Origin of the sequence: Mesorhizobium sp. M4B.F.Ca.ET.017.02.2.1, assembly GCF_003998955.1 — a bacterium.
Lineage (GTDB): Bacteria > Pseudomonadota > Alphaproteobacteria > Rhizobiales > Rhizobiaceae > Mesorhizobium > Mesorhizobium abyssinicae.
Genome location: NZ_RZOF01000019.1, coordinates 21,568 through 36,082, shown reverse-complemented (window position 1 = coordinate 36,082; position 14,515 = coordinate 21,568). Strand labels below are relative to the sequence as shown.

Annotated in this window: 11 protein-coding genes; 2 read left to right on the top strand and 9 right to left on the bottom strand. The window is 61.5% G+C overall.

Translation table 11 applies throughout. From position 1 onward, the window contains the following. Positions 1-249: 249 nt before the first annotated feature. The 7 genes from EN738_RS04680 to EN738_RS04650 form a co-directional block, all read right to left on the bottom strand. On the bottom strand, positions 250-1,053 hold the full coding sequence (locus EN738_RS04680; protein ID WP_127282674.1) for a TerC family protein: 804 nt from the start codon (positions 1,051-1,053) through the stop codon (positions 250-252). 168 nt (positions 1,054-1,221) lie between these two features. Then, positions 1,222-2,787 (bottom strand): BCCT family transporter, encoded by a 1,566-nt coding sequence (locus EN738_RS04675; protein ID WP_127282673.1) that lies wholly within the window; start codon positions 2,785-2,787, stop codon positions 1,222-1,224. Between the two features lie 404 nt (positions 2,788-3,191). Then, positions 3,192-4,187 carry a GlxA family transcriptional regulator gene (locus EN738_RS04670; protein ID WP_348627102.1) on the bottom strand — a complete coding sequence of 332 codons (996 nt, stop codon included), beginning with the start codon at positions 4,185-4,187 and terminating at the stop codon, positions 3,192-3,194. A 67-nt stretch (positions 4,188-4,254) separates the two neighbouring features. Beyond that, positions 4,255-6,156: a mechanosensitive ion channel family protein gene (locus EN738_RS04665; RefSeq protein WP_127282671.1), complete on the bottom strand. Its 1,902-nt coding sequence runs from the start codon at positions 6,154-6,156 to the stop codon at positions 4,255-4,257. A 53-nt stretch (positions 6,157-6,209) separates the two neighbouring features. Next, the gene (locus EN738_RS04660; RefSeq protein ID WP_245478380.1) at positions 6,210-7,169 is read right to left on the bottom strand and encodes a formylglycine-generating enzyme family protein; all 960 of its coding nucleotides are present in this window, start codon (positions 7,167-7,169) and stop codon (positions 6,210-6,212) included. 37 nt (positions 7,170-7,206) lie between these two features. Further along, positions 7,207-8,712, bottom strand: a complete 1,506-nt coding sequence (locus tag EN738_RS04655) for an arylsulfatase (protein WP_127282670.1) — start codon at positions 8,710-8,712, stop codon at positions 7,207-7,209. Between the two features lie 559 nt (positions 8,713-9,271). Further along, complete coding sequence (locus EN738_RS04650; protein WP_127282669.1) at positions 9,272-10,063, bottom strand: hypothetical protein; 792 nt, start codon at positions 10,061-10,063, stop codon at positions 9,272-9,274. Between the two features lie 226 nt (positions 10,064-10,289). Between EN738_RS04650 and EN738_RS04645 the strand changes: the two genes are divergently transcribed. Together EN738_RS04645 and EN738_RS04640 are read left to right on the top strand one after the other, a co-directional pair. Next, on the top strand, positions 10,290-11,264 hold the full coding sequence (locus EN738_RS04645) for a helix-turn-helix domain-containing protein (protein WP_127282668.1): 975 nt from the start codon (positions 10,290-10,292) through the stop codon (positions 11,262-11,264). Between the two features lie 302 nt (positions 11,265-11,566). After that, positions 11,567-11,836: a hypothetical protein gene (locus EN738_RS04640; protein WP_245478422.1), complete on the top strand. Its 270-nt coding sequence runs from the start codon at positions 11,567-11,569 to the stop codon at positions 11,834-11,836. 365 nt (positions 11,837-12,201) lie between these two features. Here the strand turns inward: EN738_RS04640 and EN738_RS04635 are convergent, their stop codons facing one another. Then, positions 12,202-13,239 carry an ATP-grasp fold amidoligase family protein gene (locus tag EN738_RS04635; RefSeq protein ID WP_189605756.1) on the bottom strand — a complete coding sequence of 346 codons (1,038 nt, stop codon included), beginning with the start codon at positions 13,237-13,239 and terminating at the stop codon, positions 12,202-12,204. 190 nt (positions 13,240-13,429) lie between these two features. Next, positions 13,430-14,488, bottom strand: a complete 1,059-nt coding sequence (gene ugpC / locus EN738_RS04630; protein WP_127282665.1) for a sn-glycerol-3-phosphate ABC transporter ATP-binding protein UgpC — start codon at positions 14,486-14,488, stop codon at positions 13,430-13,432. Between the last annotated feature and the right edge of the window lie 27 nt (positions 14,489-14,515).

Genomic DNA, 14,515 nt, shown 5'->3' with positions numbered 1-14,515 from the left:
AGCTAGTACGGCATTAGTACGGCGATTGCGCTGAATTCGATCTGTTGGTATGTCTACGCCACAATAGCTGCGCAGTACGAAAAATGCAACAAGTTTAAGGTATTACGGGATCCAAATCGTACTATGGCGCGCAGCGAGAAACGACAGCATATGACATCTGACAAATTCCTAATCTGTAGGTCACAGGTTCGATTCCTGTCGGGATCACCATAATTTTCAGGCACTTGCCGAGAAATACGCCGCGGCGCGTCAGGCTTCCTGTTTGCTTGTTTGAGCGACCGGCGCGGATCGCGCGTATCCGTCGTTGGCCGCAACCGCAGCCTCCGGCCCATACTGATTGTGCAAATGAACCGGCCTGGCTTTTCGGCGGTGCAGCATGTTCACGCCTTCGACCGCCATCGAGAAAATCATCGCCGAATAGATGTAACCCTTGGGGACATGGACGCCAAAGGCATCCGCGACCAACGTCATGCCGATCATGATGAGGAAGCCGAGTGCCAGCATCTTCACTGTGGGATGGGCATCGACGAATTTTCCAACCGGTCCGGCGGCAGCGATCAGGACGGCCATCGACGCGACGACAGCGACGGCCATGACCCAGATCTGGTTGGCCATGCCGACGGCGGTCACGATCGAGTCGATGGAAAACACGAGGTTGATCAGGGCGATCTGCGACACGACGGCTACGAAACCTGCGCGCACGGTAGCGCCGATGTGGCCCTCTTCTCCCTCGAGACTTGCATGTATCTCCTGGGTGGCCTTGTAGATGAGGAACAGACCGCCGCCTGCCAGGATGAGATCCTTCCCGGAAAAGCCGTGCCCGAAGGCCTCGAACAAAGGCTCGGTCAAACCGATGATCCAGCCGATGAACAGCAGCAGGACCAGTCGCGGAACCAGGGCCAGCGTCATTCCAAGAAACCGCGCCTTTGGCTGCAACTCGGGAGCAAGTTTGCTGACCAGAACCGAGATCACGACCAGGTTGTCGACACTCAGGACGATTTCGAGCGCTGTAAGCGTCAGCAGGCTGAGCCAGATTTGCGGATCGGTTATCATCTTTGCCCTTCCCTCGAGCACCCGGTTGGATTTGCTTTTGGCTTGATCTTGTCGCGCTGCTGGTGACGACGATGAGGAGCGCCGGCCGGCTGGCGCGGAACGGCAAACCGCACCTGAAGTTCGTTTTCAGATGCGGTTTGCCGGCCGTCTGGATGGCGGTGCTGCGGTTTACTCTGCCGCTGCGGCGACAGGCTGGGCGTCGGGCAACAGAGAGACGGGTTCACTCCGCCCCTCGAGGTCGTCCAGCAGCGCCATCCACAGCGAGATGCACAGCCCGACCATGACGACAAGGAAGGGTGCTGCCGCGATGATCGAAGCGGTCTGCAGGCCCTCCAGACCTCCCATCACCAGCAGCACACAGGCCGACGCTCCCGCAAGGACGCCCCACAGGACGACAACGATGCGCGCGGGCTCGAGCGTGCCGCGTGACGACAGCATGCCCATCACGATCGAGGCGGCATCGGCTCCCGAGATGAAGAAGATCGCCACAAGGAAGATCGCGACGAACGAGGTGATCGCTGTTCCCGGATATTGCTCGAGCAGGGCAAACAGCGAGATGGCGGCGCCCTTGGTGTTGACCGCCTCGACAAGTCCGCCGACCCCCATCAGTTCGGAGTGCAGCGCGGTGCCGCCCATGATGGTGAACCAGAGAAAGGTCACGCCGCTCGGGATGAGCAGAACGCCGATGACGAATTCGCGGATCGTCCGCCCCCTGGAAATGCGGGCAATGAAAACGCCGACGAAAGGCGCCCAGGAAACCCACCACGCCCAGTAGAAGATGGTCCAGCTGCTCAGCCATTTGCCGTCGCTGAAGGCGGCGGTGCGGAACGACATCGTGACGAGGTTGGTCAGGTATTCGCCGAGCGCTTCGGTGAAGGTGTTGAGGATGAAGACGGTTGGTCCGACGACGGCCAGGAAGAGCAGCAAGGCGGCGGCGACAACCATGTTCATGTTGCTCAGGAACTGGACGCCCTTGCCGACACCGGACACTGCCGAAAGGATGAACAGCACCGACAGCACGGCGATGATCGCAAGCGCAATGCCTGTCCCCTCGCCGGTTCCCCAGAGAAAATTCAGACCGCTGTTGATCTGCTGTGCGCCGAGGCCGAGCGATGTCGCCGTGCCGAACAGCGTGGCGATGAGGGCCAGAATATCGATCGTCTTGCCGATCGGCCCGTTGACGGCACCGCCGAGCAAGGGGGTGAATGCACTCGATATCAGGATGGGCAGGCCCTTGCGGTAGGTGAAGTAGGCGATCGCCAGACCGACAATGGCGTAGATCGCCCAAGGGTGCAGCGCCCAATGAAAATAGGCATATTCCATCGCGATCAGCGCAGCTTCCTTGGACTGCGGGGCGGCCAGCCCGTGAGGCGGCGCGCCAAAATGGAAAACCGGCTCGGCAACCCCCCAGAACATCAGTCCGATGCCCATGCCGACGCTGAACATCATGCACACCCACGAAACTGTAGTGAACTCCGGCTGCTCGTCGTCGGCTCCAAGCCTGATCTTGCCGAAACGGCTGATCGCCAGGAACCCGGCAAAGACCAGAAACATAGCCGTCGATACGACAAAGCCCCATCCGAAACCATTGATGATGGCCGCGAGCGTGGCGTTCGTCACGGAGGCGAGGCTATCCGGGGCAGCGGCTCCCCATAAAATGAACGCGGCTGTTATGATCAGGGCCGGCCAGAATACCGCCGTATCTATGCCCCGTAACCTGCTTGTAGTCGACATGCGTGACCTCCCAAATCAATTTCGAAACCAGTTCCTGAAAAACTCCCCTTGGACGTCAAAGACCCCGACCTCCTGCGAGACCAGGGTCGCGGACGGCGCACGCTGAAGCGTCCGCCGTTGGCGCCGTTTCGAAGTGTCGGATTAGGCCCTCCGCCACCACACCCGTCAGGGTAGAAAGGGTGGGCAGGCAAGGATGGGAGGAATCTGGCGGGTCAGTGGGGAACCGGCAGATCCCGGGTAGGGAAGAACCTACCCGGGCAAAGGCACGCCATGCCATGGCGCGTCAAAAACACCCTCTGCGAAACCCTTTGTCGAGCCAGCCGGATTGGTCGCTGCGCAAGCCCGTGGACGCACGCACGGCTGCCTGGCCGAACCTGTCGTCGGCGTGGCAAAACCGATGACGCTTATGAGGCGGCGGGGTATTTCCTCTCCAGCCGTTCCTGCTGCGGGGTTTGGGCGTAGAGTTCGCGGTAGCATTTGGAAAAATGCGACGCCGAAACGAAGCCGCAGGCGGTGGCCACCTCGACGATGGGCACGGATGACTGGATCAGCATATGCCGTGCGCGCTCGAGGCGTATCTCCAGATAGTAGCGGGCGGGGGAGCGCCCCATCTCATCGCGGAAGAGACGCTCGATCTGCCGTCGCGACAGCCCGACCTGCCTGGCAATATCGCTTATCGATATCGGTTCGGACGGATTGGCGTCCATCAGCTCGATGATGGTCAGCACTTTTGAATTCTGAATGCCGAGCCGCGCGCGCAAGGGAAGCCGCTGGCCGTCGCTTGCGCCGCGCACGCGATCGGTCAGCACCTGCTCACAGACGCGACTGACCAGATCTTCGTCGAAATCATCGCCGATCAGCTTCAGCATCATGTCGAGCGCGGCCGTGCCGCCGGCGCATGTGTAGATGTCTTGATCGACCTCAAAGAGGTCGGCAAACACATGCGCATTCGGAAATGCCTCGGCGAAGCCCGGCAGGTTTTCCCAATGGATGGCGCAGCGTTTGCCGGAGAGCAGCCCGGCAGCCGCCAGCACATGGGCGCCGGTGCAGAGGCCGCCGATCGCAACGCCGCGATCATGTTCCTCACGCAACCAGGCAAAAGCCGGCTTGTTCGAATAGCGCTCGATGTTGATGCCGGTGCAGACGATGACCATCGATGGCCTGTCGGGGCCGGCCATCATGCGCCGCTCGTCCTGCAACGACGTGTCCACCGCGCACAACACGCCGCTCGAGGCGGGCACGGGCTGCCCGTCGATACTGGCCAGCCGCCACTTATAGGCTTCGTAACCGAGCATCCGGTTGGCGATGCGGATCGGCTCCAGTGCAGTCGCAAAGGCGACCATGGTGAAATCCGGCACCATAAAGAAGACGAGCGAGCGCTTGATCGGATGTTGAGACATGTTCACTGAAACTAACGTCCGTGTCGCGAAATGGATATCGCGAATGCGCCATCGTCTCGGAATTTGCTCAGGCTGCTCCGGGATTGGATGTCAGTGGCTTTGGGACGGCCTGAATGCCGTTTTCCCGAAATGCCTGGTGCACGGCGAGTAAAACGGCGCGGCGGATCATGAAATTTCTGCCCGCTTTTGCCTTGAACTTGGCCCGGATAACCAGCGTGCCGTCCTCAACCTCGGCAATTCCCTGGCTCTTGAACGGCTCGAGCAGATCTCCAGCAAGTTCCGGGTTGGCCGAAATATCCTGGCCGATCTTCTTGAAAATCTTGCGGACTTTTTCGACATCGGTGTTGAACGCAACGCGAAAGGTCAGTTTCTCGATCATCCAGTCGCGGCTGAAATTCTGAATCTTGCCAATCTCGCCGTAGGGGATTGTCGCCAAGGCACCGCGCTGGTGGCGAAGGGAAACCGACCGGACCGAGATTTTTTCCACGGTCCCCTTGGCGCCTGACGTTTCGATATATTCGCCGAAGCGGAATGCGTCGTCGATCAGGAAAAACAGCCCGGAGACCAGGTCTTTCACAAGCGTCTGCGAGCCGAAGCCGATCGCCAGCCCGAACACGCTCAAACCGGCGATCAGGGGCCAGACATTGATCCCGATCGACACCAGGATCGAGAGCAGTGCCAAGGCCAGAATGCTCGACTTGCCGATCCCGCTGATCAGCGGCACAAGCGTGCCCAGCCGTGAACGCGGCGCTCCCAGCATCTCGTCGTCACCAACGGCGGGCAACTCCGCGCGCAAGGCGCGAGCCGTCGCTGTGCCGACCACATTCCACAGAAACGCCGCCACCAACATGATCAGCGCAACCCCGGATGCGCCCTTGGCGACCTCTCGCAAATCTATGCCGAACCCGGCAGCCAGCGGAGTCGCCCATAGCGTTCCCAGCATGGCGATCATGATGGCCACGACGGTGAAGCGGGCTGTCTGTCGCCCCGCCGCTGCCAGGATCGAGATGTCGGGAGACTCCAACCCGCGCTGAGCCCAATTCCCGATCATTGCGTCGAGATGAGGCGCGGCGAGAAACAGCAACGCGGTCACCAGGACGGCCGGCCCACGAAGCGATGTTCCCAGGGTCAGCGCGGCCTGAGCGCTGAGGAAGGTGACTACCACGAAAGCGATCACCACTGCCGGCCACATTTTGGCGAGACGGGTTCGCCAGCGGCTTCTGGGACGCGGACCGGCGACGGCGGCCGCCATTGTGCGCCTGTGCCGCCATACCGCCCATGCAAACATAAGGTAGGTCGGAATTGCCAAACCTGTCCGCAGCAGATCCCCCAGGGCCGGCCCGACGCTCCAGAGCCGCAACGTCGCGAGCAGCGTGGTGGCGATGATCGCCAGGCCAATAGCAAGCGAGAGGTCGCGCACGAGCGCCGCCAGATGGACGGAGCGCTCCGCGAACTCGGTTCGCCGCGATGCCATCAACAGTGATCTGACGGCGGCGAGGATGACGAAGCCGAGCACGGTCGCCATCGTCCAAAGGCGAAGGGTTTGCAAAGGTGCGCCAGAACCGGCCAGCAGCCGCGCGGCAATGAAACCGATCGCCAGCGCCACCACAGCAGCCGCCACGCCTGCGAAGAATCTGCGCCATGCGCTACTTGCGGCAGCCGCCTTCTTGAACCGACCGGCGAACAGAATGAACACGCCCGCGACGAGCGCAACAACCAGCACAATCTCGAACAGGAGCGCAAGGAGAGATGTTCCGCTGGCCGCGAGCGAGGCCCTCAGGTTTTCAAACTCGACAGGCACGTCGCTCAAAGCCGCAACCCGCGCGAACAGTCCGGAGACGAAACGCTCGGCCAGCTGCTCGAAGCCCGAAATCAACGAAGTAACATCCGTTTCTGCCGTCGTGCCCACGATTTCCCCCTCTTCAGCACCTCGCAAGCCAGTTTCGGCGGTCGCCCGACCGTCGAACAATTCGCCGCTCGTCTCTCCGGGCGGTCATGCTGTCGAGCGTAGCGCACGCTCCCTCACGACGAACGCCCGATGCAACGGAAGCCGAGGTGGCAAGTGGACGTATCGACAGCTTGCGCCATGCGCGCGGCCGGCCGGTAACGCCGGCAATAACTTGGCGCGCACAGGAAAGACCCGCCTTTGGTCACCTTGCGCGGAATCCTGATGTCGGGCGTCAGCGGATCGTAACTTGCCTCACGCTCGGCACCGTGCGGGTTGGCCATCGTGCAACAAGGGCTGTCGATGCGGCGGTGCTCCTGGTACCAGTCAGTTGTCCACTGCCAGACATTGCCGGCCATGTCATGGAGCCCATAGCCGTTTGCCGGAAACGAGCCGACCGGAGACGTCCATTCGTAGCCGTCCTCGCAATCGTTGCGGAACGGGAACTCGCCTTGGTAGGTGTTGGCCATATGCTGGCCACCCGGGGTCAGGTCGTCGCCCCATGCGAACTCGGCTCCTTCCAGCCCGCCCCTGGCGGCGAACTCCCATTCGGCCTCTGTCGGAAGCTCCTTGCCTGCCCAGCTCGCATAAGCTTCCGCGTCCTCGTAAGCGATGTGCACGACGGGATGATTTTCGAACCCTTTGAGTCCGCTGGCAGGCCCGCGAGGATGCCGCCAATTCGCGCCGCGCACATAGGCCCACCAGTCGTAGTGATTGCCGCGATCAATGCTGCGTGAAGGCCGGACGAACAAGGCCGAAGCCGGTGCCAACGACTCAAGGCTGGCTCCGGGATAGTCCGCGGCATTTGCCGGTCGCTCGGCCAGCGTGGCGTAGCCGGTGGCCTCGACAAAGCGCCTGAACTCAGCATTCGTGACGGCGGTGCGATCCATCCAGAAGCCGCCGACCACGACACGATGCGCCGGCGCCTCTTCCGGATAGTGGTCGTCGGAGCCCATTAGGAACTCACCGCCGGGAATCCAGGCCATATCGCCGTGCGACGAGATTGCTGGCTTTGCGGTAAGTCGTGCCTCAGTCATCGGGCGTCTCGTCTAAACGGCCGAACTCATCTGCCTTTCAGTCCCCCGCAGCGAACATCTCTTCCGGGCTTGGCGTCACCAACGGTGTGAAGAACGTCAAGCGCATGGCTTCCAGCAGCAACAGCGGGGGTTTCATCTGGGTTGCCAGCTCCGTAATCCTTGCCTGCAACTCCTTGACTTTATCAGGGTTCTTGTCGGCCAGATTGGTGGCTTCCGATTTGTCCTGTGCCAAATTGAAAAGCTCTATCTTTTGCGGCAACGCCGCGGCCCACACCAGTTTCCAATCGCCCTCACGCACCGCGCCGACCATGGGATCCACATTGTAGACAATCTCCGTGCGGGGCGAAGGTTTGCCCTCGCTGATGGCCGGCCACATATCCATGCCGTCCAGGGGTTTGTCCTTGCCGGGCTTGGCTCCAGCCAGCCCAGCCAGTGTCGGCAACATGTCAACGACGTGCATAAGGCCGTTGAAGGCGCCGGGCTTGATCTTGCCGGGCCAGTTCATGAAGGCAACCGAGCGCGTGCCTCCCTCATAGAGAGTACCCTTGCCGTCGCGATAGGGACCATTATCGGCGGGAAGTTTGCCTTCCACCTTGGAGTCACCGGTGAACATCGAATTGACGACGCCGCCATTGTCGCTCATGAAAACGATGAGGGTATTGTCGCGTATCCCCTTCTTCTCGAGCGCGGCCACGACATTCCCAACCTCGTCATCGATCACCGAGATCATCGCGGCATAGGCCCTCCGGTTCTCGTCGGTAATGTTCTTATAGCGGTCGAGATATTCTTTCGGCGCCTGGAACGGCGTGTGGGGCGCGGTGAAGGCGAGGTAGAGAAACAGCGGCTTCTTCTGATCGTGGGCCTTGATGACCCGGACGGCCTCCTGACCGAACAGGGTGTTGTCGAAGCCCGGCTCCTTGATCGGCTTGTTGTTGCGGTACCAGTCCGCGACGCCGTGCGAGGAATGTTTGAAATGGTCGATCTCGCCGACGGTGGCCCCGTAGAATGAATCAAATCCACGTTGTTTCGGCCAGTAGGCCGTCTTGGCATGGCCGAGGTGCCATTTGCCACTCATTGCCGTCCGATAGCCCGCGTCTCTGAGGATTTGCGGAAGGAGGGTTTCGTCAAGCGAAAGGCCATAGGTTCCTGCAGCGGGGACAACGCCAACCTGCATGCCATAGCGTAGCGGATAGCGGCCGGTCATGAGGGCGCAGCGCGTCGGTGTACACATCGGCTGCACATAATATTCTTCGAGCTTCGCCCCTTCAGTGGCAAGCTTGTCGATGTTGGGCGTCTTGATGTCTGAGCCGTGGTAGCCGACGTCTTTCCAGCCCTGATCGTCCGCAACGATGAAGACGATGTTGGGCTGCGAGGGCTGGGCTGCGGCAACCTGAACACCGGCGAGGCCGGCGAGTGCGCCCGAAAGGCCGGCTGGCGCGGCAAATCGCGAAACGGCAGCCGCCGTGCCGGCCATCAAAGCATCCCGCCGCGTGATCCTGTTGGTTGTACCGGCTTCAGCCGGGAAGTCGCGATCGTTGCTCATGTTGTGCCCCTGCTCTGTGTATACGGACCTACTCAAAACAAATGCGCGTCTGGCGTTCTGTCGCCGATCATTCTCCAGGAACCCAGGAGGCAGCGCACAGGGTTTGGCATCCACACGGCCGCCTGCCTGCGCGAAAATCTCTTGGAGTCCGAAATAGGGTGGCCAACACCGTCATGGCCTGTCCGGGAAGCGGCCACCTCCACAAGGCATGCTTGCTGCAGCGGGCTCGATGTCCACTGCGCATGCTTCCGAAATGGTCCTGTCTGTTCATGCGCCCCACTCGCCGTTGGTCGGCGATGCTCCCGCGCTGTTTGATCTCGCGCTATTCGGGCTTAAGTTATTCCTAATACAACCGTACTGCTATCCACTTTGCGCAAAGGATGCATTTTTTGGCTCCCGGCCTGCATCGCTTTCCCACACAGACGTTGCGTTTCAGCCTTGACGAGCCCGCCGATGCAGCCTCGGGGCAGGTGCGACCGCAGCCATCAGCAAGAATTTGGCGCTGGCATAGATGAAGTTGAGCCGCGCCGCGGACCAACAACTTCATGTCAATCCCTTCCTATCCCGGATGGGCTGGCGAGAATTGATAGGTGAGCCCCAATATCGGACCTTGCTGAGTGAGTTTGTTCACGAAGCCGTCGTGGCTGTAATTGTCGTGCACGGCCCGATAGCCGACGAACATGGACATCTTGTCGTTGAACTGATAGCCGGCGCCGCCCATCACATCCCACATCGATTTGGACCCTGCGCCGAAACCACCGACGAGGCCCCAGCCGGCCAGGTAGATTCCATTGCCGACATCGGCCTTGAATTTGGCGCCGATCACCGGATCGACCCACGTATCGCCGTCGCTCGCTGAGCTGCCACCAAGCGCACCGCCGTTGAAGTCGAACTTGTTGTCGACCGACCAAAGGCGGGCGCCGGCCACGAGATCGAAATTCGTCCCATCCTGGTAGTAAACGCTGTAGCCGCCTAGCGCCGTTCCCATGAAAGTGCTCACCGTCGCATCGATATTCGAGGCGAGTATTCCTTGCGGGGTGCCGATGTTGGCGTCGAGCTTGGCGTAGACTATGTCCGTGCTGATTGTGAAAGGCCCGTTACGGGCTTCCGTGAGCCCCATGAACCCGAATTTGAGGTGTTGCAGCACGTCGCTGAAGCTCACATCGACATCCTGAGGCGGGAATCCGAAGAGGCCGCTTTCGCCCTTGATTCCTGATGCCCACAGATACGGGGCGACAGTGAAGGTCCAACCTTCATCCTGTGGCTTGGCGATGTCTGCTGCAAAGGCATTGGCCGCACCAAGTCCCAATACACCTGCCATTGCCAGGGCGGCCAAACGAAATTTCTTCATCATCGTCCCCATTTATCGTTTTTGCTGCCCGAACTACGCCAAGCAGAGGTTTCTCTTCCATACTGGATGAACCCTCGCTTTGCGCTCTGTCAACTTGGCCGCATGGTCTATCCCCGCTAGGCCGTTCGTCGGGGTACCTAAGTGCCAATTGATCTCGCGCAATTTACGCTTAAGCTAAACCTAATATAGTCGTTCTTCTATCCACTTTGCGCAAAGGACGCCTTGCGTGACCACGTGGCCTTCATCGCCTTCGTACAGGGATGTGCTGCTTGGCCCAGACGACCTGACCAGCGCCGCCTCTGGTCTGCCCGTGGAGGTCGACAGGCTTTCGGCAGGCTGGCGTCCCTCGCGCATCCGGCAAATCCAGTCCCCCGGTAAGTGGGCGCTCGACCTGCCAGAATTCAATTGCGCCTTCCGCGCCAGAGGCGGTTTCGATCCAGGCTCGGTGGCGTTAGTGGCTATCGAGCGGGCCTGTGGGTCGACAATATGCGGCGTTCCGCTCGAAGACGACTTGATCCTGGCAATCCCTGCCGGCACGGGTGTGACGGCTACGGTCCGGCCCGGCCTCACTTACGCTGTCGCCATTGTTCCCACCGCGACCTGGATGGAAATCCAGTTGGTTGCCGCGGGGATGGTTATCGAGAAGATCAACAATCTCCCCTCGGCAATTCGGCTCGCCACCAAGGAAGCGCAAAGAATCCGACGCCAGATGAAGTCGATGGCAGACTACCTCGGGACAGTCGGAAGCGAGTCGGTTTTGCCGGAGCAGCCTCCAGCTGCGTTCGAGGAATATCTGGGGGCAGTGGCTGACGCCTTCGCGGGGGCAGACAGTCGCGGGAGCGGAACAGTCGATTGCGCGAGTCGCCACTTTAGACAAGCGTCGGCGGCCGAGGATTTCATTCGCACTCATATCCGGGAAGACATACCCATTGTTCGACTGTGCCGGGAAATCGGTGTCAGCCGTCGACAGCTCGAATACGCCTTTCGCACCACGTTCGCGGTAACCCCGCTCGAATTCATAAGAGCGCTCCGCCTCAACGAAGCAAGACGGCTCCTTGTCACGGCTCGCGCCAACGGCTTGAGCGTTACGACGATCGCTATGGACGTGGGGGTCACCCATCTGGGCCGCTTCGCCGCGAATTATCGGCTGTTCTTCGGCGAGTCTCCCAAGGAAACGCTTCAGCGTGCCGGGAGATCGTGACCAGGGCGTAAGGTGCGCCGAGAAATTGCGCCACGTCATCAGTGCAAGCAGTTCGACTGGGTTTGCGCAATCCGGATAGAAGTCGCGCTCGAGAATTAGTACATTCTAAAATGCTTATAACGCACCGCCTCGGGCTCGCTGGGTCAGCGAGCAGGTCCGCTGATTTGGGTTGGCGCAGGCTCGCGCCGGGCGCGTGGTCGTCGGCCAGTCAAAACGCACTGAGTGGCGAGTTCTTGGGAGGATGCAAGATGACGAGATCTAGCTTGAGATTGACCGGCGCCGCCGGAATCGTCGTTGCCTTGATGTTTGCCGATCTGGCCGACGCGATTATCCCGTTCGCGCCCTTCGTTGGCAACGCGCAGGCGAAAGTTGGCCGTCCGCTCACACCAGGCAGTGTCGCAGGGGTCGCGAGGCGTACCACACGCCGAACGATCCGCCGCTCGACGATCTACGTGACCCGGCTCCCCGCAGCGTGCGTGAAGACCACGATCAACGGCACCGTGCTGTGGCACTGCGGCAGCACGTATTATCAACCCTACGGCGGACGCTACGTCGTCGTGCACATACAGTGAATGAAAGTGGGCCTCGTCCCCTTGGTGGACATGGTGGATCACATTCCGCCAGCAAAGGCTGATCGGCACGGCGTTCGAAAGCCGTGTCGATAGCACCCCGTGTCGATTGGGATGCTCGCAGGTCTTCGATTTGCTCCCTGGCGGCGCTCTGGGCTCCAAAGGATTGATGTTTCCGCCGGTGCGGTGATCGTCCACGCGCGCGGTCGAGATCCTGTTCGAAAGAACCCGGCCGACGCGTCCGATCCCCAACCATCGCCAGCGAGCCGCCGAAGCCTGGCAGGACGCTGCCGCCCACGGCCGCAACCCCCTTCATGACGGTTTGCAGCACGCAGTCATTGACCCGCACACGCTGCCAGTCGGACCGTTCAGGCGTCGTGCGGATCCGGCACACCCAGCGGCGGGTGGATTTCGGCGACCGCAACAGGTTCCGGACTGCCGTTGGCCCGCAGGCATTTTGAGCGCAGCGCGTCGGCGTAGACTCTGGCAAGCCCGGAATGCCGCCGCCGCAGATAGTCCGAGTGATCGAGCCGCCAGCGCTGCTCCATGTCCGCCATGATCGCAGGATTGCTCCAGGTCGCATAACCGCCGGCCGAATAGACGGTGATCTCGCCGGCGTAGAGCCGCTCGCGCGTGACCAGGAAATCGACGCGGACATAGTCGAGATCGCCGGCGACACGCGGCGCGATCAGGGCCGCTTGCCTGATCAGCTCGACAAGGCGGGCGGTGACGGGCAGCGCCTGATCCTCGCGCGGATAGTCGATGTCGCGCCCCGCCAGGGAGTTGCCGTCAGGATCGAACAGCCGCGACTTGAGCGCCTTCTTGTCTTCGGCCCGGACATGGCAGACGACGCCGCTGCAGACCTGGACCTTGATCTCGGTGGCGATCTCACCGCCGGCGAGCGGCAGCATCTCCTCGACGAATACCTCCGGCACGATCGGCCAGTAGGCCCACTCGCTGTTGCGGCGACCCTGGCGCTTGCCCAGCCATCGTCTCAGCTGACGCACGATGGAGGCGCGATCCGGCTGGCCGCCCGAGACGAAGATGTTCATGTCGCAGCCATGGTTGGCTTTGACCACCGCCTCGCCCGCGAGCAGCGCCGACGGGATGTCGTCGGGGTCGCGGCCGCGCCACAACGTCTTCGGCACTTCCAGCTCCGGGCAGACGGCGCGGATATACTCCTTCACGGCGAGCTTGTCCGACAGCGTGACGAACAACGGATTGTGGTCGATCAGCCTTCGCCAGAGCATGCATTCATTGTAGCGCTCGGGCGCGGCGGGATTGGGCCAATAACCCATCTTTCTTGCAAATCGCACCACGAGCAGGGGGTGACGTAGCGTGATCAGCAGCCGTGCCGCCGCCAGGACGAAGCGGTGCCGCGCCGGGAAGTCGGACGCCGACCTCATCGAACGGTTACGGTTGTCCGGATGATTTTTTTCCCCGGCGACTGAGATCGCTGATCCACGGCACGCCCCGCCCATTGACGGCGCACCTAAGCACCGCCGGCGCGCGCCGGCAAGCTGGCGCTATCGGTTCGAGCGGCCAAGCGCCGTCGAAGCCACTAGGACGCTTCGGGCAAGTCCCGCCTTAAGGCGTTCAGATGCGCTGGCCGGTGTTCGCCGCGAACAGATGGGCGCTGGCGCGGTCGACCTCGATGCGCACCGTTTCGCCCTGCTTCAGCTTAAGCCGCTCGCGGAACAGGCAGGAGATTTCCTCGCCGCCGCAATCAACCGTGGCGAAGATCTCCGAGCCCGTCGCTTCCAGAAGCGTCACGGTGCCGGCAATGCCCTCGCTGCGTGCCCGGATGTGTTCGGGACGGATGCCGTAGACGAGCTCGCCGTCCGGGACCCGCGCCGGGTGGAGGTCATGCGGCAGCGGCAGCGTCAGTCCGCTGGCGCTGCGGAACACGCCTTCCTCGATGCGGCCGTGGATGAAGTTCATCGATGGCGAGCCGATGAACCCGGCGACGAACAGATTGGCCGGACGATCGTAAAGATCGAGCGGCGCGCCGATCTGCTCGACCAGCCCGTCATGCAGCACGACGATCTTGTCGGCCATGGTCATGGCCTCGATCTGGTCGTGCGTGACATAGATCGTGGTGGTGCCCAGCCGCTGGTGCAGCGCCTTGATCTCGCCCCGCATCTGCACCCGCAGCTTGGCGTCGAGATTGCTGAGCGGCTCGTCGAACAGAAACACTTGCGGGTCGCGCACGATCGCGCGGCCCATGGCGACGCGCTGCCGCTGGCCGCCGGAAAGCTGGCGCGGATAGCGGTCGAGCAGCTTTTCCAGGCCAAGTATGCTTGCCGCCCGCTTCACCCGGCTGGCGGTGTCGGCCGGGTCGGCTTTCTTGATCTTGAGCGCGAAGCCCATATTGTCGGCCACCGTCATGTGCGGATAGAGCGCGTAGTTCTGGAACACCATGGCGATGTTGCGGTCGCGCGCCCTGAGCTCGTTGACGACCCGCTCGCCGATGGCGATCTTGCCGGCCGAGATCGTTTCCAGCCCCGCGATCATGCGCAGCAGCGTCGACTTCCCGCAGCCCGACGGTCCGACCAGGATGACGAACTCGCCGTCGGCGATGTCGACGCTGACATCGTGGATGATCTTGGCGGTCCCAAAAGCCTTCTGCACATTGTTGATGGTCACCGATGCCATTTTATCTCTCCACGAACGTGTGATGTC